Source organism: Deltaproteobacteria bacterium HGW-Deltaproteobacteria-4 (assembly GCA_002841765.1).
In the GTDB taxonomy this organism is placed as follows: Bacteria; Desulfobacterota; Desulfuromonadia; order Desulfuromonadales; family UBA2197; genus UBA2197.
On sequence record PHAV01000010.1, the window covers coordinates 20,242 to 44,118 of the forward strand.

The 23,877-nt window shown below is 54.9% G+C and carries 17 protein-coding genes; 8 read left to right on the forward strand and 9 right to left on the reverse strand.

Annotated elements, in window-relative coordinates:
* Nucleotides 1-49: 49 nt before the first annotated feature.
* Nucleotides 50-1,429, reverse strand: coding sequence for a diguanylate cyclase response regulator (locus CVU69_08275; protein ID PKN12183.1), 1,380 nt, complete (start codon nucleotides 1,427-1,429; stop codon nucleotides 50-52).
* On the reverse strand, nucleotides 1,426-3,846 hold the full coding sequence (locus CVU69_08280) for a DNA internalization-related competence protein ComEC/Rec2 (protein PKN12184.1): 2,421 nt from the start codon (nucleotides 3,844-3,846) through the stop codon (nucleotides 1,426-1,428). Before CVU69_08280 ends, CVU69_08275 begins: the two co-directional genes overlap by 4 nt.
* Before the next feature lie 367 nt (nucleotides 3,847-4,213).
* Between CVU69_08280 and CVU69_08285 the strand changes: the two genes are divergently transcribed.
* The 4 genes from CVU69_08285 (at nucleotide 4,214) to CVU69_08300 (ending at nucleotide 9,115) form a co-directional block, all read left to right on the forward strand.
* Nucleotides 4,214-6,745, forward strand: a complete 2,532-nt coding sequence (locus CVU69_08285) for a bifunctional aconitate hydratase 2/2-methylisocitrate dehydratase (GenBank protein PKN12185.1) — start codon at nucleotides 4,214-4,216, stop codon at nucleotides 6,743-6,745.
* Between the two features lie 144 nt (nucleotides 6,746-6,889).
* Nucleotides 6,890-7,912, forward strand: coding sequence for a hypothetical protein (locus tag CVU69_08290; protein PKN12186.1), 1,023 nt, complete (start codon nucleotides 6,890-6,892; stop codon nucleotides 7,910-7,912).
* Nucleotides 7,913-7,918: 6 nt separating this feature from the next.
* A complete protein-coding gene (locus CVU69_08295) occupies nucleotides 7,919-8,737 on the forward strand; it encodes an alpha/beta hydrolase (GenBank protein PKN12187.1) in 819 nt (272 codons plus the stop codon).
* Between the two features lie 63 nt (nucleotides 8,738-8,800).
* Nucleotides 8,801-9,115, forward strand: a complete 315-nt coding sequence (locus tag CVU69_08300; GenBank protein ID PKN12188.1) for a hypothetical protein — start codon at nucleotides 8,801-8,803, stop codon at nucleotides 9,113-9,115.
* Nucleotides 9,116-9,203: 88 nt separating this feature from the next.
* On the opposite strand, the gene CVU69_08305 is transcribed toward CVU69_08300, so the two are convergent.
* The gene (locus tag CVU69_08305) at nucleotides 9,204-10,439 is read right to left on the reverse strand and encodes a hypothetical protein (protein ID PKN12189.1); all 1,236 of its coding nucleotides are present in this window, start codon (nucleotides 10,437-10,439) and stop codon (nucleotides 9,204-9,206) included.
* Nucleotides 10,440-10,691: 252 nt separating this feature from the next.
* Between CVU69_08305 and CVU69_08310 the strand changes: the two genes are divergently transcribed.
* Nucleotides 10,692-12,461 (forward strand): hypothetical protein, encoded by a 1,770-nt coding sequence (locus CVU69_08310; GenBank protein PKN12190.1) that lies wholly within the window; start codon nucleotides 10,692-10,694, stop codon nucleotides 12,459-12,461.
* Nucleotides 12,462-13,380: 919 nt separating this feature from the next.
* Nucleotides 13,381-14,277, forward strand: coding sequence for a hypothetical protein (locus tag CVU69_08315; protein ID PKN12191.1), 897 nt, complete (start codon nucleotides 13,381-13,383; stop codon nucleotides 14,275-14,277).
* Between the two features lie 115 nt (nucleotides 14,278-14,392).
* On the opposite strand, the gene CVU69_08320 is transcribed toward CVU69_08315, so the two are convergent.
* The 6 genes from CVU69_08320 to CVU69_08345 all read right to left on the reverse strand — a co-directional run bounded on the left by CVU69_08320 (nucleotide 14,393) and on the right by CVU69_08345 (nucleotide 21,356).
* Nucleotides 14,393-15,286 (reverse strand): hypothetical protein, encoded by an 894-nt coding sequence (locus tag CVU69_08320; GenBank protein PKN12192.1) that lies wholly within the window; start codon nucleotides 15,284-15,286, stop codon nucleotides 14,393-14,395.
* 117 nt (nucleotides 15,287-15,403) lie between these two features.
* Complete coding sequence (locus tag CVU69_08325) at nucleotides 15,404-15,934, reverse strand: hypothetical protein (protein PKN12193.1); 531 nt, start codon at nucleotides 15,932-15,934, stop codon at nucleotides 15,404-15,406.
* Nucleotides 15,935-16,990, reverse strand: coding sequence for a type III polyketide synthase (locus CVU69_08330; protein PKN12194.1), 1,056 nt, complete (start codon nucleotides 16,988-16,990; stop codon nucleotides 15,935-15,937).
* Nucleotides 16,991-17,043: 53 nt separating this feature from the next.
* Complete coding sequence (locus CVU69_08335) at nucleotides 17,044-17,232, reverse strand: hypothetical protein (GenBank protein ID PKN12195.1); 189 nt, start codon at nucleotides 17,230-17,232, stop codon at nucleotides 17,044-17,046.
* Between the two features lie 108 nt (nucleotides 17,233-17,340).
* Complete coding sequence (locus tag CVU69_08340; protein ID PKN12196.1) at nucleotides 17,341-18,750, reverse strand: PbpA; 1,410 nt, start codon at nucleotides 18,748-18,750, stop codon at nucleotides 17,341-17,343.
* A gap of 131 nt (nucleotides 18,751-18,881) precedes the next feature.
* A complete protein-coding gene (locus tag CVU69_08345; protein ID PKN12271.1) occupies nucleotides 18,882-21,356 on the reverse strand; it encodes a hypothetical protein in 2,475 nt (824 codons plus the stop codon).
* Between the two features lie 639 nt (nucleotides 21,357-21,995).
* Here CVU69_08345 and CVU69_08350 point away from each other — a divergent pair.
* Nucleotides 21,996-22,199 (forward strand): hypothetical protein, encoded by a 204-nt coding sequence (locus CVU69_08350; protein PKN12197.1) that lies wholly within the window; start codon nucleotides 21,996-21,998, stop codon nucleotides 22,197-22,199.
* A 12-nt stretch (nucleotides 22,200-22,211) separates the two neighbouring features.
* Nucleotides 22,212-23,837, forward strand: coding sequence for a diguanylate cyclase (locus CVU69_08355; GenBank protein PKN12198.1), 1,626 nt, complete (start codon nucleotides 22,212-22,214; stop codon nucleotides 23,835-23,837).
* The last annotated feature ends 40 nt before the right edge of the window (nucleotides 23,838-23,877 follow it).

Sequence of the window (23,877 nt, forward strand, 5' to 3'; positions counted from 1 at the left end):
AGTTAGAGCGAAGGGGAGGGAGGGGGGGCCTGAATTGGCAGCCCAGCGATCATAACGGATCGATTTCCCAGATGCCGCGAACGATGTTGCGCTGTGATTTGCCGTGATACATAGCCCGATCCGCCATTTCAAGAATACTCTTTTTATCAAAGGCATTTTCGGGATAGGTCGCATAGCCGATGGTGGCTGTTAACCGCAGTGACTTGCCGCTTTCCTGTTGAAAATGGAAGGCCTCAATCGTCGAGCGGATACGTTCGGCAACGCTGGCAGCACCTGCTGCTGTCGCTTCAACGAGGAGGATGGTGAATTCATCGCCGCCATAGCGAAAGAGGATGTCGACATCTCTGACACAGGTGCGCAGTAAGTCACCACATTCGCGCAACACATCGCTGCCAATCAGATGCCCCCGGGTGTCGTTGACGATTTTGAAGCGATCGAGGTCGATGAAGACCAGGGAAAAGGAGAGTTTATAGCGTTCGGATCGGCGAATTTCGAGATCAAGAACCTTTTGCAGGTAACGGTAATTATAGAGACCAGTTAAGTCATCAGTATAAATGAGTTCGCGGGCGCCCTGAAAGCGGAAGGCATTTTCAAAGCTGAGAGTGGCTTGTTCTGCAAGAAATATCAGATTGTCCACAGGAAATTCGGATAAAAAATCACCGAAATGGGGATTGAGCAGGACGAGTCCGCCTTTGACATTCTTTTCGCTTCTTAAGGGGAAGACGCAAAGGGTCTTGATCTGTTTAGGTCCGCCTGGAAGTCGCAAGGAGGAGAGATCTTCATCTTTGAAAATACGAATCTGCTCGATTTTATGCAAGTCGGGAAGTAACGCTTGTGCCAGCGTCAGGGCTTCTTCAAAATTAACACCTTCGTTGCCATCAACTTTGGAGATGTCTCTACCTGTTGACAGGAAGGCAAAGCCGCGACCTTGACCGATTTCGTTAATGAGGGTCGAGATGCTCAGGGCAAAGAGGCGATCGATATCGATGAGAGAGGCAATACTTTGTCCTCGCTGATAAAGACGAATCTGTTTTTTGAGGAGGAAATTTTCATCCAGCAGGTGCCGTTGATCGATGCAGGTATTGACCTGGTGATAGAGTTGTTCGGGCGAGAAGGGTTTGAGCAAGTATTCCCGCGCCCCCGATTTCAACGCTTCGATAGCGATTCCCAGGGTGCTTTCGGTTGTGATCAAGATGAGATCGGGGGTGGTTGGCAGCTTGCGGGCGTAGTCGAGAAACGGGCGACCGGCAGTGTCGAGGGTTTGCAGATCAGCAATAATGATGTCGACTTTTTGTGAATCAAGATAGATTCGGGCGTCTTCTTCCGAGGGCGCAATCCGGGTCTGATAGGTGGCATCAAGGAAGAGGTTACTATAATGCTGGTGCGCGGACGGGTCGCTGTCGACGATCAAAATAGAAGAAGATGTCATTCCGGCCGGCTCCGCTTCGGGGTTAATAATCCGCTAATCTCTAGCAAAGTAGCGACGCAGTTGTCAATGAAAAAGCCTGATTTCAGCTTTTCTACTGTCCAGTTTTTTTCGTTAGCGCGAAAGCGGAGAGTCCCGTCCTGATCCGTCCGGAAAAGCGGAATTTTTTTACCTTCGAGATAAGTCACGAGGGATGGATGCGGGAAATCGAAGCGATTTTGATAGCCGACTGAAACAAACGCAGTCTGCGGCTGCAGGGATTCAATGAGGGGGGCGGGCAGGGAGTAGCGGCTGCCGTGATGTGGCAACTTGAAGAGAGTCACCGGTCCCGGCGGAGGATTTTCGATCAGGTTTTGTATCCCCTTTTCACCGAGATCGCCGGTTAATAACGCCCCATGGATCTGGTTGCGGACATAAAGGGCCAGTGACCGGTCATTTTCGTCACTCGTTTCTGTCTCTGCTGGACGAAACAGGAAAAGTTGCATGTCATCAACAGTGAAAAGATGCGACCATCCCGGCAAAGCCACTACGAGGGGAATCTGATGGTCGCGGATCACCGGTAGCAAGGGATCATTTGCCGCGAGGGGCGTACCAATGATGAAGGATTGGCAGGGGATGTCGCTCAAGATACCGAGCAGTCCCTTGGCATGGTCGGGGTGGGAGTGGGTGAGGATTACCCCGTCTAGGCGGTGGATACCGAGTCTCCCCAGCGTCGGCGCTACGAGTTGGCGGCCGGTATCGAGCCGGTCGCCATAAAGACCGCCCCCATCGACGAGAAAATGGCTGCTGCCAAGGGAGACCAGGAGAGATTCCCCTTGACCGACGCTGATGGCCGTAACCGTTAATTCGGGTGGGGAACGCAGCCCCCAGAATAGAGAGAGGCCGGCGGTAGTGAGCAAGATTCCGCTGAGGATGAAATTTCTTTTGTGGAGAAAGAGGGTGATGATGACCAGGGAGATGGCCGCAAGGAGGGGCAGTGAGGGGTAAAGTATCCAGCCGGCCAGGCCGGGGGAAGTAATTATCAGCGCAACAATCTTGAGCAGGGCAGCAATAACCGCTTCGCAGCCGACAAGGAGGAGGATGGCAATATCCGGAAAGAAGGGCCAGAGCAGGGAACCGGCTAAAGCCAGGGGGACGCCGACCCAGCTGATCACCGGAATGGCGATGATGTTGGTGATGATGCCGCTCGGGGCGATGAGATGAAAGTGGTAGATGACCAGGGGCAGGGTTGCCAGGGTAGCGGCCATAGAGGAGAAGAAGAGGGCTGCCAGGTATTGCACCGCCTTTGGCCGATCGGCCACAAGGGGTGACCAGATGCGACTGCCGCCGAGGATGCCGGCCAGGGCGGCAAAGGAGAGTTGAAAGGAGGGGGTAAAGAGCAACAGCGGTTGACAAAGAAGGATGGCCAGAGCAGCAAAGCAGAGGATATTCAGCGGTACGGTCTTGCGGCGCAGCAAAAAGAGCGCTGAGCCGACCAGGACCATAAGTAGAGCGCGTTGTGTCGAGACGCCGATACCGGTCCAGAGCAGGTACAGGATCAAAAGCGGGGCAATGAACAGGGGGAGGATGCGGGCCGGGGGAGCAGCGAGCAAGAGACGGGTGGAACGGCAATAAATGGCGAGACCGACAGCGTATAGAGACAGTCCGATCAGCGCGAGATGCAGCCCCGAGATGGCAAAGAGGTGCGAGACGCCGCCGCGGGCAAGGAGATCACGAATCGCGGGGGCCAGACCGCTCTTGTCACCGATCGCCAGGGCTTTGACCAGCGGACTGTAACTTGAGGGGAGTTGTGTTGTGATAAAGCGTGCAGTGGCGGTGCGGCCCCGTTCTATCCAGTTGCGCTGGCCGGGGAGGGCGGGGCGCAGTCGTAAAATCTCTGTACTGTTCGGCACAAAACCGGTGACAAAGATCTCGTTGAGAGCGAGTTGCCGACCGAGATCAAACTCCCCCGGCGTGCCAAAAGGCCGCGGCTTTTTCAGCTTTGTACTGAAACGGATATCGTCGCCGGGATTCCATAAATTCTCGCCGCTTTCGACATAAAGCCGCAACCGCCCCTGCACCTCGCTCTCGTTCCTCTTGGCGATGATCCGCGCACTCTGGACATCGATGGAGTAGCCGCTCAACGCCCGCGTTGTTGTCGACAGAATCCGCCCATCAATAATAACCGCTGCTCCTTCTGCCAAGTTGAGGAGATGATCATTGCCAGGCAGGGGATAGCGATTGAGATCATAAAGGACGATGCCGAGGCAGAGAGTGATGGCGCAGAGCAGGGCAAAGGCGAGCGTTGCTTGCCGACGAAAGAAAAACCACAGGGAGATCAAAGAGAAAGGGACGATCAGGCTGGAAATAGAAAAGGGTGAAGAGTTATCCCCGATCAAGATCCCGGTCACATACGCGACCAGCAGGAGGAAGGACGACACGTGAGAGAATTAATCCCGGCGGTACAGGCAGGCAGGAAGGGTCAAATTTGCGGCGATTAGGGACATTCGATGGGACTCCCGGAAAGAGTAAGTGGCGACGCATGAGTGGATACTTAGCACAACCGCCAAGGAAAAGGGAAGAAAGGCAGTCAGAATCAAAGCTGCTTGCGCCGTCCCTGCTTTACTCTGGCTAAAACCTTGATAAAAGGCTGAGTTGTCCGTTGACATCATCGTTAAAAAATCGTATACAAAGTGCGCTTTTGGCAAAGGCCGGGCCGTTACTTTCAGGCCTTTATTTTGTCTCGAATGTTAACCATGGGCGCTGGCAGTCTTTGTCACGTCATATTTATCACGAAGGAGAGAGTTGATGATCGAAGCGTATCTCAAACATGAAGAAGAGCGGGCCTCGCAAGGGATTCCCGCCCTGCCGCTGACCCCCGAGCAGACGACCGAACTGTGCAAGCTGCTCGTCGCGCCGCCGGCCGGTAAAGAGGCATTTCTCCTCAATCTGCTGAAAGAGCGGATCTCTCCGGGCGTTGATCCGGCCGCTGAAGTCAAGGCGGCGTTTCTTGCCGAGATCATTCAGGGGACAAAAAACTCTCCCCTGGTCTCCAAGGTCGATGCCGTGCGCATTCTCGGCACCATGATGGGGGGCTACAATGTCGCGCCGCTTGTCGCTGCGCTGAGCATTCCCGAACTGGCCGACGAAGCCGCTTGTGCCCTTTCCGGCATGACCTTGGTCTACGACGGTTTTGATCAGGTCGCTGCCCTGGCCAAAACCAATGCTGCCGCTAAAAAGGTCCTCACCTCCTGGGCCAATGCTGAGTGGTTCACTCACAAGGCTGGCGTTCCCGAGCAGATCAAAGTCAAGGTTTTCAAAGTCGAAGGCGAGATCAATACTGATGACTTCTCCCCAGCCGGCGATGCCTGGAGCCGCCCCGACATCCCGCTCCATGCGTTGGCCATGGGCAAGACCCGTTTCCCCGAAGGCCTGGCGACGATCGCCAAGTTCCGCGCTGAGGGTTATCAGGTCGCCTTTGTCGGCGATGTCGTCGGCACCGGTTCTTCCCGCAAGTCGGCCTGCAACAGTGTCCTCTGGGCGATCGGTAACGACATCCCCTGCGTCCCCAACAAGAAGACCGCCGGTGTCATCATCGGCAGTGTCATCGCCCCGATCTTCTTCAACACCGCTCAGGATTCCGGCGCTCTGCCGCTGAAGACTGACGTCAGCAAGATGAATACCGGTGATGTCATCGTTATCGACACCACCAAGGGTGAGATCAAGTCCGAAGCGGGTGAACTCCTCTCCACCTTCGCCATCGCCCCCAACACCCTCGCCGATGAATTCCGCGCCGGCGGCCGTATCCCGTTGATCATCGGTCGCGCTGTCACCGACCGTGCCCGCGCTGCTCTCGGCATGGGTGCCACTGATATCTTTACCCTGCCGGTCAATCCGGTGGCCAAAGCAAATCAGGGCTACTCCCTGGCGCAGAAGATGGTCGGCAAGGCTTGTGGCGTCACCGGCATCCTCCCCGGCACTGCCTGTGAGCCGAAGATGACCACCGTCGGTTCCCAGGACACCACCGGGCCGATGACCGCCGACGAGCTCAAGGAGCTCGCCTGCCTCAAGTTCCTGTCGCCGATGTTCATGCAGTCCTTCTGCCACACCGCTGCTTATCCGAAACCGGCCGACGTCAAGATGCACAAGACCCTGCCGAGCTTCATCATCGAGCGCGGTGGCGTCCCCTTGAAGCCGGGCGACGGCGTCATCCACTCCTGGCTCAACCGTCTCCTCCTCCCCGACACCGTCGGCACCGGCGGCGACTCCCACACCCGTTTCCCCATCGGCATCTCCTTCCCGGCCGGTTCCGGTCTGGTAGCCTTTGCCGGCGCCATGGGCTTCATGCCCCTCGATATGCCCGAGTCGGTCCTGGTTCGCTTTAAAGGGAAACTCAATCCAGGCATCACCCTGCGCGACGTTGTCAATGCCATCCCTTACTGGGCGATCAAACAGGGGAAACTCACTGTTCCCAAGAAGAACAAGATCAACATCTTCAACGGCCGTATCCTCGAAATGGAAGGTCTCCCCGACCTCACTGTCGAGCAGGCTTTTGAACTGACCGACGCCGCTGCCGAGCGCTCTGCTGCGGCCGGTTGCATCCAGCTCTCCAAAGAGTCGGTCGCCACCTATCTGCGTTCCAACGTCGCCTTGATGAAACAGATGATCAAGGACGGCTATCAGGATGCTCAGACCCTGCAGAACCGCATCGATGCGGTCAATGCCTGGCTGGCCAAGCCCGAGCTTCTCGAAGCCGACAAAAATGCCGAGTACGCGGAAGTCATCGAGATCGATCTCGCCGAGATCACCGAGCCGATCCTCGCTTGCCCGAACGATCCGGACGATGTCAAGCTCCTCTCCGATGTCGCCGGTACGCCGATTCAGGATGTCTTCCTCGGCTCCTGCATGACCAACATCGGCCACTTCCGTGCCGCCGCCGAGATCTGGCGTGGTCTCAAGTTCAACCCGGAGGTCCGCACCTGGATCTGTCCGCCGACCCGCATGGATCAGCAGAAGCTTAAGGATGAAGCGTACTTCTCGGTCTACAGTGCCTTCGGCGCCCGCATCGAGATCGCCGGCTGCTCCCTGTGCATGGGCAACCAGGCCCGCGTCCCGGCCGGGGTGAACATGTTCTCCACCTCGACCCGTAACTTCGACGATCGTATCGGCGATGGCGCCAAGGTCTTCCTCGGTTCCGCCGAACTCGGCGCCGTGGCGGCGACCATGGGCAAACTCCCGACTGTTGCCGAATTCATGGCGGTTTACAACGCCAAGGTTGAGCCGAAGAAAGAGATGATCTACAAGTATCTGCAGTTTGATGAAATGCCGGAATACAAGTAAATCGTTTGCGATGGAAAGGCTTGAGGCTGAGAGGCTGATGGCGTAAGATGACCCCCGTCCGGGCTGCCTGGACGGGGGTTCTGTATTTTGAAACAGGGGGGAAGAGTCAATCAGAAGCATTTAAGACAACTCCCACCAAAAAGGATGATTCCCATGGGTTTTTTTAATAAAATCTTCGGCGGCAATGAGACCGTTGCTAATGCTGCTTCGCCCAAGGTGAACGATTTCATCGATGCCTTGGCCCTGCACCTGCGCGGGGATATCGATCCGGCCCTCGCCATCTATTTACAGATCGTCAAAGAATTCCCCAACGATTATCTGTCCCCCTTCTTTACCTCGGCGATTATGGCCGGCCAGGGACAGAGCAGCGAAGCCGCGGCAAATCTGCGCTCGCTCAGCCAGCAGATCGCTGGACAGGGGGGGACGATCTCACAATTAATCTACCAGCGTATTGTCGTGCAGATGGATGAAGCGCCGCATCTGAACGTCCCCGCGGTTGCGGAGATCATCACCACCTTCGGCGATCGCCTCAAAGAAAACCGGTTTATTCAGGAGTGTGCGGTCTGTTTCGAGATTGCTAAAGCGCTGGATCCGGAGAATGCCGACCTTCTCTACAAGTTCGGGGACACCCTGCACGATCTGCGTAACTATGATTATGCCGAGGTAATGCTGCAGGAAGCCCTGAAACACGCGCCGGAGCACTGGGGTGCACTTTACACCTATGGCGTCCTGCTGCAGGATCTCGGCCGTTTTGACGAAGCTATCAGCTGTTATGAAAGAGCCGTAGCGATCGATCCGGATCATGCCAAGTGTCAAAACAACTTTGCTGCTGCTCTGCTGATGTCAAACCGGGGCGATGAAGCTCTTGCCCACTGTAAACGCGCCGTAGAACTCGCACCCGATTTCCCCCTTGCCAGAATCAATCTCGGTCATATCCATTTGCGCCAGGGAGAGTATGAAGCTGCTCGCAGCTGCTATAAAGAAGCGATTGCCCTCGATGAGAAACTTGCTCCGGCCTATTTTGGTCTCGGTTCGGCCGAGAAGGGCTTGGGGAGCGGCAAAGCAAGAGTCGAAGAGCTGTATCGCAAAGCGATTGAGCTCAGCCCTGGGGTTCCGGTTTTCCAGCAAGCGCTGGATAAGTTTTTGGCCGCTGCAGGGGAAGGTTAAAGCGATATGAGAGAGACAAGCAAAGACGCTACAACCCTTGCCTACGACGACAACGGCAGCGGCCAACCGCTCATTTTGATTCACGGCTTTCCCCTCAACCGGACAATGTGGCGGCCGCAGATCGCGGCTTTGATTAAGGCCGGCTACCGGATTATTACTCCCGATCTGCGTGGCTACGGAGAGAGCAGGATGACTTCCGCAACGGTGAATATGAGCAGTTATGCCGATGATATCGTCGCTCTCATGGATCACCTTCGCATCCCGCAGGCGGTGATCGGCGGAATGTCGATGGGCGGTTACGTCCTTTTGAACCTCCTGGAGCGTTACCCCGAACGGGTCAGCGCCGCGATCTTCATCGTCACCAAAGCCGGCGCTGATGATGCGGCGGGGAAGGGCAAGCGCACCGCCCTTGCCACCGCGACCTCTGCAGAGGGGATGAAGCCGGTGCTGGAAGTTTTCCGCAGTCTCCTCTTTGCTCCGGCCACCCTGACTACCAACCCCGAGCTGGTCGCAGAAGTCTCGGGCTGGATCTCGGCCACCGACCCGCGCGGCGCTGCCGCCGGTCTGATCGCCATGCGCGAGCGGAAGGATTATCTCCCCCTCCTCGGGGCCATTCGCCAGCCGGCTCTGGTGATCGGTGCTGAACAGGATCAAGTGATGCCGATCGATCATTCCCGCGCGATCGCCGGCGGGATTGCGGGTGCAAAACTTTCAATTTTGCAGGGCGGCGGGCATCTGGTGAATCTGGAGCAACCGGACGAGTTCAATGCGGTGATAAAGGAGTTTCTGGCGGGGGATAAAACGATTGGGAAAACCGCCCCTTGATGCTATCCTGTTATTCCTTGCAGCTTGTTTTTAATCCTGCTCACCCTACTTTATGGAAGTGCTATGAGAAAAACCTTTAAAACGACCCATCCTAAGATCAAAGTTCCCAGGCTCTTTGAAGCCATCAAGCATGAAGTTAAAAAATATATCCAAAGAGAACGAGGAAAGCCTCTGCCCGCCGGCGTCGATTTTTGGGATTTTGACTGTCGCTACGGTGTTGATGAAGCAAGTAGTGAAGTGATTCATTTATCCGCCATTAATAAGTCCATTTCAGAGGCCGAAGCACAACAGCTCGAATCCTTTTATTTGGAAATTCTCGTCAAACCGGGGTATCGCAGTAAAAAACCGAAGGGTGAGCAAGCAGACCGGGAAGATTAATAGGTAGAGTTGGCAATGAAGTTAGAATCAATCAAAAAGGCCCGTCGGGATTTCCCGGCGGGCCTTTTTGATTGATTTTGTTCAATTCTCAGATTTTTGCAAAATTTTTGAGTAATTCCTGACGGTTGGAAACACCGAGCTTGTCGCAAATGCGTTTCATGTAGGTCTTGATGGACGACTCCGAGATGGCGAGTTCCTGAGCGGCTTCCCGATAGTTTTTCCCGGAAAGAATAATGGTCAGGACATGGATCTCGCGCCCGGAAAGGAGACATTGCACGGCTGCGGGGAGGGGAGGTGAGCCGCCTGACAGCGCGGATGACGAGTCAGAGCGCTGCTGCCGGTGATGACGGAGAAAGAGTGTCAGGGCGGCAATGTTGAGAACGAAACTTCCAGCCATCCCCACCATTGTGGAAGTAGAACTGAGGGCCAAGCTGATAAACTGCCCGGCGGCGATACCGCCACACAACACCGCTAATCCATAAGCAAAGGTCGCCACTGAACGGACACTGGTCAGCAGAAGGGCGAGCAGAAAGAGGTCGATACAGCCCGTTGCGGCTTGCATGAAGAACATACTCAGGTTGATGGTGAGTTCTCCCCCGACTTGAAGTAAGGCAAACGCCGCCATGGCCAGGGTCAGTCCGCCGACTAAGAGCAGATCGTGATCGCGGCGATAAATCGCCACCGCCGCCAAGACTGCCAGCATGTAAAAGGGGAGTTCCAGCCCGTGGACAAATGCGTGGTCGGCATAAGCCGGGTAAAGAAAGGCGTACATGAGGCCGCTGACGATTTGAAAAATAAAGACAAAGAGCAAATAACTTCGCTTCAATGGCGGTCTGGTATCGTCATCCTTCTCGACGGTTGTGACGATCGGCATAGTTAGTAATGGAAAAAATGGCAGGAGTATCGGCCAGATTGGCCAGACAACAGTCGATTGAATGACTGCCAACAGCAGGTTGGCAGCGATCAGGCACCAGGCTGCCGTGCGGGTTGGATGGGGAGAAGCGTGCAGATCAGAGCAGGTTTTGATGGTCAACGGGGCGGCGCTGATGCCGATGATGGCCATGAGGAGTAAAGAAGAATCTCCCGACACTGGCAGCCCCAGGGTCAGCAGGGCTGTCGCTACAGCCCCGATCCGGACGAAGAAACGCAGTCGGCTCGGATTCACCCATCGGCCAATTAGTACCAGCGTTGCTACATGGGTCAAAAGAAACCAGCGACTGCCACCGGCTACACCCCAATTTGTTAATAAGGGACCTTCCATCGGGACGGTAAGGAGCCAGAGGACATAAATGAAAAAGGGGAAAGCAGCAAAGGGGAAACGCATGATGAAAAACCTTGTCGGTGGAAAGGTTGCTCAGTTTATGAAGAGTTTTTTCGATGATAAGAGGCGGATCGCGTAAAGTCTACAAAAAGTCGACTTTACGCGTGGATGAGAATGGCATAATTTCAGAACAAAAAAGCGTAGCATTAGCCTCATCGCGATGACCTGAAATAAGTCTATCCTCCCCGAATCAGCTTACAGCTAAATCTCTTGTCGAGCAGATATAAACAAACTTTTTGAAAGTGGGTGGTGATCATGGCAAATGAATCCCGGACAAAGCAGTTGTGGAATTTTTTGTGGGTACAGGTCGTTGCTGCTTTGCTTGCTGTTGGTTGTGCTTTAGCGACTTCAGGCCCTTTTGCAGGCGGCGATGGTTCTGCCGACGCTCCTTATCAGATCGCGACGGCAGAACAATTGGACGCCGTGCGTAGCCATCTGGACAAGCACTTCATCCTTATCGTCGATATTGACCTCGGTGTCGCCCCCTACAATGCGGGGGAGGGCTGGGAGCCGATCGGAGTCTCAGGTGCGCCGTTCACCGGCAGTCTCGACGGCAAGGGCCACGCAATTGCCAATCTGTTCATCAACCGTCCCGCTCAGGATCACATCGGCCTGTTCGGCGATGCCAGTGGCGCTACCTTTGCCAACCTGAAGCTGCAGGTCGAGGTAACTGGTAATTACAGAGTGGGTGGATTGGTTGGCAATCTTGAACCCGGTTTGATCACGGGCGTCCATGTCACCGGCACGGTCACCGGCACCACCAACGAGGTCGGCGGCCTGGTCGGCCGGATCAAATATGTCGACATTATGTCATCGAGCGCGAACGTCCAGGTGTCGGGAGGAAGTACGACATCCGGCGGCGGGTCTGATCTCGGCGGGCTGGTGGGCAACGTACAGAACGGCTCGTCTATCGCCGATTGCGCGGCCTACGGATCCATCTCCGTTAACAGCGTATCTTCTCTTCTTACCGGCGGACTGCTCGGCACCCTCTGGGAATCGAGCCTCGAGCGATCCTTTGCCACCGGCGATGTCGTCGGCAGGGACAACGTTGGTGGTTTGGTCGGGCATAACGGCAAGAGTTCGATCGCCAATTCCTTTGCAACCGGAAATGTGACCTCCACGGCTAACGGTATCACCAACTACGGCGGGCTGGTCGGCTCTTCCGACAGCGGCTCGACAATCGCCAATTCCTTTGCCACCGGCAATGTCAACGGCATTGCCATGGTCGGCGGCCTGATCGGTCGACAGACAGCGGACAGCAGCGTGACCAACAGCTACGCCACAGGGCACGTGGCCGGTACCACCAGTGACGTTGGCGGGCTGATCGGCATCAATTACGATGGCGGCGTCACCTCCTCCTACTACGACAGCACCACCACCGGCCAGTCCGACACCGGCAAGGGTGAGCCGCACACGACCGTCCAGCTTCGGCAACAATCCACCTTTACCGACTGGGATTTTACCGAGATCTGGAAGATTGTCGAGGGTGGCAATTACCCTTATCTGGGTTGGCAAACCTTTGCCACAGTCGTGCCGATGCTCACCTCCCCTGCTAACGACGGGACGGTTGCCGACCTTCGGCCAACTCTTGCCTGGCTTCCCACTCTGACCCTTGAGGGCCGGGGAGTCGTCGGCTATGAAATTCAACTCAGCACCAGCAGTGCTTTCCCGGCAGATGCTACCGAAAGCTGGATGGTCTGGACCGGCGATCCTTTGTTTACAAATTTCGGCTTTGCGGCGCTGTTGCTGCTTGGTGGGCCCATGCTCTATCGCAACTTCCGCCACAAACTTGCCCTTCTGGCGATGGTTGGTCTTTTGGCCACTGCACTTGTGAGTGGTTGTGGCAATAGCAGCCATTCTAAACTCGTTGTTGAGCAGGATAGCAGTATCGTAACCCACTCTCTGGCGACCGATCTTCTCCCTGCGACCAATTATTTCTGGCGGGTCAAAGCTTTGGATGATCAGGGTCATTGGTCAAGTTGGAGTCCGGTCAGGAGCTTTACGACGCCTGGAGGAGATCGGTAGTTTAAGCTTTAGAACGTTGAAACGCTTTGGCTGGTGAGAATCAGCGCGTTTTAAGCCCTTAGCTTATTTATTTTGGACATCACCCCCAACAGGAGGAATACAAATGTACCTGCGAACGCTTTGGATAATCGGGGTGTTGATCACTCTGCTGATGGCCGGTTGTAGTAGTAACAGCGACTCGAATCACGTGCCGGTAGCCAATGCCGGACTCAACCAGAATATCACTGCCGGCACTATGGTTACGCTTGACGGAAGTAACTCTATCGATGCTGACAGTGATCTCCTGAGCTACGTTTGGAGCTTTGTCAGTCGACCCGACGGCAGTAGCGCTACACTTGCGTCGAGTACAGTTGTCAATCCGACATTTACAGCGGACATTGATGGGGAGTATGTCCTGCAACTGATTGTCAACGATGGTACGCTTGCGAGTACCCCGGACACGGTGACGATCATCGCCACGACCGTCACCCCCGAGTCCCTCATCATTACCGGGGTATGGTCCCAACCCCAACTCCTTGAAACATTAACGACAGCAGTAGTTGCTGAAAGACCTGCTGTTGCCATCGGAGCTGACGGCAGTGCGACGGTGACATGGTTGCAGAACTCAAGCACTATCGGATCTAATTTTTTCTCCCGTGGGAGTGGGTCTTGGGAGCAAGAGGCGGTATTAATGGAGGGGAGTAATCTGTCTGATCCGACCGTAGTCATGGATGCATCGAGTAATTCCATCGTAGCATGGCAATCACAGCTAGAATCACCTGCAATTCTTCGTTATAACTTTCGAAGTGCAGACGGTAACTTGTCCGGTCCTTCCCGACTTGATGAGTATGATTACAGTTGGTGGGGCCCCATTGGTGCGGCGTTTCCACCGAAACTGGCCATGAATAACGCCGGACAGGGGTTTGCTATATGGAATCAAATGACTCCGAGTTCCTATGGCTGGTATCAAAATCTTTGGATTCGTTTATTTAACACAACAACAGCACAATGGACCGGCCCCTTCAATCTGAACTATTCCAATTTGGGGGGACCAGCCGGGGATTATTATTCAAACTCCTTCGAGCCGCAGATCGCCATGAACGCAGCCGGTAGCGCCGTGGTGGTCTGGAAACGTACTACAGGTTTTTATGATTCTGGTTCTCCATATTATGAGCCGCCAGCACTGAAAGCCATGGTTTATGATAACAATGGCCTCACGCCCGCCTGGAAAGCACTGGCCCGGCTTGACAACGAAAGCATTTTACCCGCCAAAGCCAAAACGGTCATCGATGCTCAAGGCAATGTCGTCGTCGTTTGGCTGCAGGAGGTGGGGGCGGTGAACAACCTCTATTATAGTCGCTTGGCAGCCGGCGCAGAGACCTGGAGTGCAGCGGCATCCTTGGAAAACAGCGATACCCAGATCCGTGATTTTGATATGACGGTCGATGGTACCGGCAATGTTTTGGTGGTTTGGGATCAGGAAGTCGATTCCATCCCTCGTTTCTTCTTCAGTCTCTTTGATGTCGACAGCAGTTCCTGGAGCGTACCTGTTTCCGAAATGATCGCCAGTGGCCGTTTGGTTGTTGGGATGGATGAGGATGGCAATGCCGTGGCCGTCTGGCGCATGCCGAAGAGCGGTGGCGGTGATGGTGTCTATGCCAGTCGCTATAACCCCGCTGCGGCCAACGTTTTCTGGAGTTCTCCCGAGCGCCTGGATACGCTTCCTGGAACGACCGGTGACCCGGTTCTCGCCGTCAATGCTGCAGGCAATACATTTGTATCCTGGATTCAGAGCGACGGCACAACGGATAGTGTTTTTGCCAGTTATCTAAAATAAAAACCACAAGACCACTGATCAGCAAATGAAGAGCACCCCGACTAGTTTTGTCGGGGTGCTCTTCATTTATACGGCGTATTAAAAAAGATTGGAAAACACAACTCCATCAGTGAGGTTAACGCCGGCCTCGCTCCTGGTCTCTTTCCTGTCCTCGTTCTTGATTATCCTGTCTTTTTTCCTGCCTTTGCCCTTGCTGCTTTAACTTCTGGTCTTGCGATCTGGCTCTTTGTTGCTCGCGCTGCTGCACAGTTCCTGGCTGTTGCTGTAGTTTTCGTACTGACGATCCCGCCCAGGACGGGGATCGAGGCGATGACTGCGCGCGTCTGTTATCCGGACCGACCTGTTGTCTTTGGCTTCTTTGCGGTGGTTCTTGCACTCTTGCCCGCGGCGCCGGAGCGGGAGTTCTTCGTTCCATCCGTGGTTGAATGCGCTCGCGGATCATTGTGTCCCGGGGTTGGTAGCGGTAAAGCTGCTGATGCAGGTTGTACTGCTGCTCTACCCGTGGATAGCGATCTCCCGAATAGCGCCGTTGATAATCAGGTCGCGGGGCGGGCGGCGGCACAGAGCGTCGATCCCATCGATCCCAGTCGCGGCGCCGTTGCTCCCATTCACCCCCCCAGTGCCGATCCCAGCGCGGTGGCGCATTCGCCGGCCAGCCGTAAAAGTACCTTGGTGGACTCCGGTAGTAACGCACCGGGATGCGGAGGATGAAGACCGGCACAAATTCGGGCTCTACCCGCCACCAGGGACCGTTGTACCAGTCACTCGTGTACCAGTAATCATCCTGATAGACCCAGTACATGCCGTCGTAAAAGAAATAGTTGGCACTGAGCCGTGGCGCATAATAGACCGGATAGCCCGGCACCAGAGCGAGTTCCGGGTACACCGGCAGGTTGATCCCGATGCTGACGTGGGGGAGGCTGATACCGACACTCATCTGGGTGGTAGCGGAAGTCGCAAGGCACAACATAATCCCCAGGATGATGAGTCCGTAGCGTATTTTCTGCATGTTGTCCTCCATAGTGACAAGCTGGGCCGGCCATGCGACGACCAGCATTTTTTGAATTGTAGCAGTCACATCGATGGACGCAACCGATCCGGATGGAAAATATAGGAAGCGGATGTCTCAGCGGAGCGGAAATCGGGACGAGTAATCACTGAACTGGCGCAAGGCTGCTTCTTCCAGGCGGATGCGCTGGCGCAACAGGAGGAGGTTGATGGGGAAACAGAGGAGAAAGGTCAGGGGGGTACGAAACAAGAGGGGGAGGAGGAGGAATTCCAGGGTGACGATCAGGTAGTTGGGGTGGCGCAGCCAGCGATAGGGGCCACGTCTTTGCACCGGGGCGTCAGGGACGAGGAGAATGCGGGTGTTCCATTGCTCACCGAGGGCAGTGATGCACCAGTAGCGCCCCCCTTGCAGAAGGAGCAGCAGACCAAGGGTGCCGAAAGTCAATGCATCGAGGGGGACGTCCCAAGGGTAGGACTCCAGGGCGAGAGACAGGAGAAAGACGGCGTGGAGGGCGACGATGGGCGGAAAGGTCTCTGGATAAAACTCCCGACCGCCGCGGGCTAACAGGGCGCGGGTGTGGCGATGGGCAAGGACGAGTTCGAAGAGGCGCTCGCTCAGCAGTAACAGGAAGATCCAGCCGAGCGCCATCTACTCCACCTGCAACAGTAGCAGTTCGGCAGAGAAGCCGGGGCCGAAGGCGGAGAGCAGTCCGTAACCCGGCGTTTGGTGCGGGGTACTCGCCAACCAGGCTTCCAATACCAGCAGCACAGAGACCGAAGAGACGTTACCGTGATCCCGCAACGCGGCTTCGGTCAGCGTCAACTCATCACCGTGCAGTTCCAGCACGTCGCGGTAGACATCGATGATCCGTGCACCGCCTGGATGGGTGATGTAGTGCCGTACCTCACCGAGGTGGACGCCGTGCGCGGCAAGAAAATCATCGACCAGCGGTCGCAGCTCCTGCCGGATCAGTAGTGGCAGTCGGGGTGAGAGGACCAGCTGCATCTCTTGGCCGATAAAATTCCATCCCATAATTTGATAACTGTCGGGAAAGAGCTGTGAGCGGGTCGCCAGAACCCGCGGACCCGCCTCTCTGGTGCTGTCTCCGGCGATTAACGCGGCAGCGGCACCGTCGGCGAAGAGGGCGGTGCCGACCAGATTTGTCTTGCTGACATCCGCGGCCATAAAGGTGAGGCTGCAACATTCGAGGGCGACCAGCAGGACACGGTGCTCCGGGTAGGCGCGACAATGGTCCACGGCTCGTGCCAGACCGGCCGCACCGCCGGCGCACCCCAGTCCCCAGAGGGGGAGGCGAGTGGTGTTCGGCTGTAGCCCCAGGCGGTTGATGAGGTGGGCGTCGAGGGTCGGGGTGGCATGGCCGGTCGAGGAGACGACAATGATCTGGTTTATCTCTTCCGGCTTACAGCCGGCCTTTTCCAGACAGCGCCCGGCAGCCTGGACCATGAGTTCGAGCCCCTGTTCCTGATAGATGCGAGTTCTTTCCGCTGGCGAGTGCGGTGCTAAATACCAGTGAAGGGGCATCATGAACTGGCGGGTATCGATACGGGCGTTATCAAAGATAGAAAGTAGTTTTTCCAGATCCTCGACCTGATTGGCAAAGATCCCCCGGACCAAATCCCGGACAACGGATTGCGGAGCAATATACGGGGGCAAGGCGTGGCTGGCAGCGATTATTTTCGGCATGATCGGGAGTCCGATCCTTGGTTGCAGGACCTTAGTGTTACAATTTCATCGGATTAGGACGGATGATGCGGGATCGCTTCCAACGTCGTCTTTAATTCCGCGGTCGCCTTTTCGAGTTCGGCAATGAGCGTTTCTAATTCCTGCAATTCGCTGTCAACGCTCATCGTTCGGGCGAATTCCTTGATCGCCCCGATCTTGAGCGCGATCAGATCATTCAGGCGCGTTGTTTCGATGTGGGACATAGTCGTCATCTCCCTTGAGTGTAACGGAGTTCAGTTCGTAATTGATGCAGCGGAACGGTCGTGTAAAGAGGATACCGCTGCTCAACGATTTTTCAAGGACCAGGCAAATCAGATTTGTCGGGGGCGCGGGGAGATTTTCTTTGCGGCTGTATTGGAACCAGGGATGAGCGGTGAGTTACTGAAATAGTAGGTCATCGCCCGACGCGCGTAGTCGCTAGCGCGGATACCGATAAATTTCTCGTGCCCGACCATAACCGCCACCACCAGCTCCTTTTGGCCGTAGCGCTCTCTGGCAAAACCGACAAACCAGTCGTAGCGGACATCGTGGGTGGCGTTATCAAGCGATCCGGTCTTGCCGCCGATCTGCAGGGGCGCCAGGATTTTGTCGGTCTGGTGCTTGCGGAAGGCTTTGCGGGCAGTACCTGAGGTGATGGTCGTCTCCATCATTTCCCCCAGCGCAGTGGCAGCGCGGGCGGACATGATCTGTCGTGATGCCTCCCTCTCCGGACGGAGGTAAAGGGAGTTTCCCTGGTCATCGACAATGCTCTCAACGATGCTCGGTGTTATCATCCGTCCGCCATTGAGGATCGCTGTGGCCATCGCTGCCCCGTGCAAGGGGGAGAGGGTGGTTCCGAGGTTGAAGCCGCTGGCGACTTCGGCCCAGTTGTACGGTTTGTCGCTGATCTCAAACTGGCTGGGGGGGACGGAGACTTCGAAATCGAGGGTCTGGTTGAAGCCGAAGTTGCTGGCGGCTTCCTCCAGCAGCGGCTTGCGCAGCCGCAGTTCACCGAGTTTGCCAAAGACCGGATTAATCGAGTCGGCAAAGGCTTCGCGTAGCGGGATCGTTGTCGTATAGCGATCGACCTTGTCGGTCAGTTGCCGCTTGTACAGAGTGTGCTTGGAGCCGTTGTAATGCATCGGTGATTCGGCGGAATAGCCGTAGTGGTCCATGGCTGTTGCTGCGGTGACGATTTTGAAGATGCTGGCGGCCGGGAATTGACTGCGCAGGCAGGGGTTGCCAAAGGTATCGATGCGGTCGAAACCGGCCAGGGCCAGCACCCGGCCGCTCTCCCCCTCCATGACGACAATGCCGACATGGCGTGAGTTGACGCGATCGATGGTGTCGAGGAGGTAGTTCTGCAGGCCGGGATCGAGGGTGGTCTCGATATGCAGAGTGCTGCCACCCGTCGACAGGGAGAGATCTTTTCTGGTCAGGTGGCTGAAAGTCTGTTCGTCGAGGAGTCCCCGGATCTCTTCCTTGTTGAGGCGGACGACAGTCGGTGCCAAAACTTTTTCTACAACCGGGTGGAGATCCTGCGCGGTGCTGCGAATCATGCTGGAAAGGCCAAAGACAGCGATCAGTGTGAGGAGGCCGACGACGATGATACGCAGAGGAAGGCGCCGTTGCGGACGCGGTTCTCTGGCATATTTTTTGGTCATGCCGCGCTGGTAGTCCCGCCAGTTGCTGTGCTTGTGCTGGTGGTGACGGTGTGTAGGCGGTTTTTTTGAAAAGGGCATGAGAAAACCTGGAGGAGATTGATAGTGTCAGATAAAAGCAACTTTTTTCAGCTAAGTGATACGGCATCCGGCGGCGCCTGTCAAATATTGAAAGCTGTTTTCAGGTAAAAATTCTTTGGGGATGTGTCATCTCAGAAATTTGCCGCCAGCTGTTCAAACTCCGCCGGGGGGAGCGGTGCACTGATCACGTATCCCTGAAGGTGATCGCAGCCGCATTGCTGGATCGCTGTCCATTGTTCCTTTGTCTCTACCCCGTTGGCCACGACTTCGATTTTTAGATTGTGGGACATGGCAATAACGGCATTGACCACTGCCAGGTCGTCGGGTTGAGTTAACATGTTATTTATAAAACTTTTATCGATCTTAAGGCGGTGCGTCGGTAACTTTTTAATCCAGTGCAGAGATGATGAGCCGCAGCCGAAGTTATCGATGGCGATGGTCACGCCCATATCAGCGAGAGAGCGCATGCTGCGTAGTGAAAAGTCGGTATCCGCCATGATCGTCTGTTCGGTCAGATCAAACTCCAGTTGCTGCGGTTTCAAACCTGTCTCATTCAGGATCATGGCCGTCCTTTCGACGAAATTCGCCTGATGGAACTGACGACTCGAGAGATTCACTGAGATACTGAGGGGGTAGCCTTTTTCATTCCAGATTCGCGTCTGATGGCAGGCATTACGGAGAACCCACTCGCCGATGGGGATGATAGTGCCGCTTTCCTCGGCAGTGGCAAGGAATTGAGCCGGGGCCAGCAGCCCCTGTTCCGGATGCCGCCAGCGCAGAAGGGCTTCTGCGCCGATAATAACCCGCTTATTACTACAGACCAAAGGCTGGAAGAGGAGTTCCAGTTCTTCCTTGTCGACGGCTTGACGCAGGAACCTCTCCATCTTCTGGCGCTTCATGGTCCGGGCGTTTATCTCGGCATTATAAAACTGATAAGCGTTTTTGCCGGAGCCCTTGGCGTCATACATGGCGACATCTGCTTTTTTTATCAATTCTTCACTGTGCCCGCCATCGTCCGGAAACATGCAGACGCCGATACTGGTGGAGGTGTCGACGGCAACGTTATCCAGCATGAACGGTCTTTCGAAGACGCCCAGAATCTTTTGCAGCACAATCCCCACATCATCACTATGGCTGAGATCCGGCATCAGCACAGTGAACTCATCCCCGCCGAGGCGGGCAACGGTATCAGATTCGCGGATGCAGGCTCTGAGTCTATGGGCCACTTCCTGCAAAAGGAGATCACCGCAACTGTGTCCCATGGTGTCGTTGATCTGTTTAAAGCCATTGAGGTCGAGAAAGAGCAGGGCCAGCCTGGTATCGTTACGCCGCGCCAGGGCCAGTTCCCGTTCCAGAAAATCCATAAAGAGCTGCCGGTTTGGCAAATCGGTGAGAGTGTCGTGATAGGCCTGGTGCTGAATGATCTTTTCCAGCTGTCGACGCTCGGTAACATCGCGGGCAATGACTGAATTACCGAGTATTTTCCCATTCGCGCCGAGTATTGGTGAGGTGGTCAGCGAGACATAGATCTGGCTGCCATCCTTTCTCAGTCGCGTCGTTTCAAAATGACGGAGTTCTTCCCCTTGCAAAATTGCACGCAGTATATGGGGTCTTTCACCGTAACGTTCTGGCGGCATGATGGTGAAGATCGGACGTCCGATGATTTCCTTGGCAGTATAACCGAAAATTTTCTCCGCCCCCCGGTTCCAACTGGTAATGGAATCGTTGAGAGATACGCTGAAAATAGCATCATTTGAAGACTCAACTATTTGCGCCAGTCGGGCGCGTTCTTCGTCCAGTTGCCGATGTTCGGTGACATCATGAGCTGTACCGATGACCGACAGCACTTTGCCGTCGTTATCAAGATTCACTTCTCCCTGGCCGTGGATGGTGCGGATGGAACCATCCGGACGAACGATCCGGCAATCGTGACTGACAAGAGGTTGGCTTTTCCTTAAAGCTCTTTGTATAACCTTCTTTACAACTTCCCGATCTTCCGGGTGAACCCGCTCCATAAATCCTTTGTAGGATGCCGGGGTTGACAGCGGTTCCAGCCCTAATATCCGATAAAGTTCATCCGACCAGTACGTTTTTCCACTGACAAAATCCCATTCCCAGCTACCGAGATGCGTTATTTTTTGTGCTCTAGCGAGTTGTTGTTCGCGTTTGCGGATCTGCTCTTCCTGCTCGCTGATCAAGCGCTTTTGTTTAACGTCTTGCAGAGCTTTATCGATGGCGGCAAAGAGGTCCAGATTTTTAACCGGCTTCATTACATAATGACGGATACCGACCTCGATGGCATTGACGAGGAAATAAGGATTATTTTGTGCCGATATTGCAATAATGACAGCCTCTGCATCAATACTCTTGATCTCCCGGGTCATCTGCAGACCATCCATGACCGGCATACTCAAGTCGGTTAAGACGATATCCGGGCGTTGTTCCCTGAACAGCTCAACTCCCTGGGCGCCATTCTCTGCGACAAACAGTTTTAGGTGGGGATAGTTAACAGCTATAATTTTATTCAGCAAGCTGCGGGTTCCAGCATCGTCTTCCACATAAAGGAGCTTGTAACTGCGCACAACGCTCTTTATTAAAGGTTGCAGATTATAATGTCGACCACGGTGGGTGTTTCTCTTCGGCCGATGGTGTGCGACTCGTCCCTCTTTTTTAACAGTAAACATCGTCTCACTCCGGCCGGCGATAGAAATGGTTGCCAACGCACAAAGATATTTGTGATCTGACTTTACTTCTAACGAGAAGAAATTCTATCACCCGAATGATTATTTGTTGCCGCTGAATGGTTCGATACTATTAGGTGAAAAGTTGTTTAGAAAAAATCGATAAAATTGAACGAAATCGCCAGCCCCGAGATCGATGATGACGCGGTTTTTTTTTGACAAATTACTTTATTCTGCGGCCCCTATCCTCAGGCGACTATTGGAGAATCGTCATGGAGTCGATTAACGACGAGGTTAACTTCCTGTTGTCGTGGTGGGGCTGGCCCGACTTAACCGACGGCAAACGCACAGGCAAAATCATACTAAAGTTTAGATAAGACTTTAAAACTTTCCTCTTGTACTTCTACCTTTCCTGTCTCATCCCTTCTGTTGAAAGATATGGTCTTAGGACCCATTGCACCTTCCTTTTTCTAAACTATAGATAAGAAAGATGGAAAAAACGTCAAGTTGCCAAGAACAACCGTACCTGTGTCCAGCACACCGTAGGCCTTTCTCACTGACGCCATCATCGTCCAACGTTACAGCGTGGTGGAGAGCCGTTTGCAGCGGGTCATGGCGGTGGTCAAAGTGCGTGGCAGCACCCATAGCAACGAGATCAGGCGCTACGTCATTACTGCGGACGGTATTGTCATCGGTGACCAGGTGCTCGAGTACAAAGGGATCCTCGGCGGGCAACCGAGCCTGAAGAAAAACGACCGACAGGGCTAAGCGAGGCAAGCCATGATCAACAAAAAGAAGACCACGCAGAGAAAAAAGGCGAACAAACCGCCGCTGGCGACCAAAGAGCATGTGCCATCTCCGGCTCCGGCAACCGCTAAGAATCTCGCCAAACGCGAGACCGAAGTCATTGCCGACGAAGAAGCTGTCCTTGGTCGTGAAGAGGAAATCGACCTGCGGGAAGAGGTCGTCGACAAGCGTGAGAAGGTCCTGCGCACCGAAAAGAAGACTTCGAAGGCGAGGATTGCGCTGAGTGAACAGCTGCGCGATGCCAATGAACAGCTCATTCTTGCTACGATCCACGCACAGATCATGACCGAGGCGGCAGAACAGACCGTTGCCATCATGACCCATATGGCCGAGCACGACTTTCTTACCGGTTTGCCGAACCGGGCGCTGCTCACCGACCGTTTGTCGCAAGCGATGGCGCTCGCGCACCGCCACGGTAAAAAGGTCGCTCTGATGTATCTGGATATCGACAACTTCAAGCATATCAATGATTCCCTCGGGCATGCGATCGGCGATCTGCTGCTGCAGTCAGTGGCACATCGGCTGCTCACCTGCGTCCGTTTCTCGGATACCGTCTGCCGTCAGGGGGGCGATGAATTTGTCATCATGCTGCCCGAAGCCGAGGATGTACTGGATGCTGCCCACGCCGCCAAAAAGTTGATCGAGGCCGTCGCCAAACCCCACCTCGTCGTGGACCACCAGCTCCACGTCACTCTGAGCATTGGCATCAGCTTTTATCCCGACGACGGCAAGGACGTGGAAACGGTCCTTAGAAACGCCGATATTGCCATGTATCAAGCCAAGAAAAGCGGGCGTAACAACTACAAGTTGTTCACTCCAGAGATGAATGTCCAGGCGGTCGCGCGGCAGAGTATCGAACAGGCGCTGCATCGCGCGCTGAAGGAGAGCGAGTTCGTGTTGCATTATCAGCCGAAGGTCAATCTCGAGACCGGCGCAATTACCGGTGCCGAGGCCCTTATTCGCTGGCAGCGTACCGCTCATCGCCTCGTCGCCCCGACGCAGTTTGTGAGTATTGCCGAAGAGTGCGGCCTGATTCAGTCGATCGGCAGGTGGGTGCTGCGCGAAGCCTGCCGTCAAGCTCAGGTCTGGTTGCAAGCCGGCCTTGACCTTGGGCAGATCGCAGTCAATGTCTCTCCGGTCGAGTTCCATGGAAAGGATTTTCTCGCCGGAATCCGAAAAATCCTCGACGATACCGGCCTCGACCCGCATCGTCTTGAATTGGAGTTAACTGAAAGCGGCATGATGCAGGACATGGAACAGACAACGGCAATCCTGCATGCACTGAAGGAACTCGGCGTACAGATAGCCGTCGATGACTTTGGTACCGGTTATTCGAGTCTGAGCTATCTGCACCGCTTCCCCATCGATACGCTCAAGATCGATCAATCGTTCGTGCAGGACCGCGACGGTGAACCCATTGTCAGTGCCGTTATCGCCATGGGGACAAGCCTCAAACAGCGGATTGTTGCTGAGGGGATTGAAACGAAAAAACAGCTCACTTTTCTGCAATCCCAACACTGTGCCGAGGGTCAAGGTTTTTACTTCGGCCGACCTGTGGCTGCCGAAGAATTCGCCACCATGCTGGGCGGTCAACATTAGTTGGCTAGTCAGCGCTATGCAATTTAACGTTCATAACAGA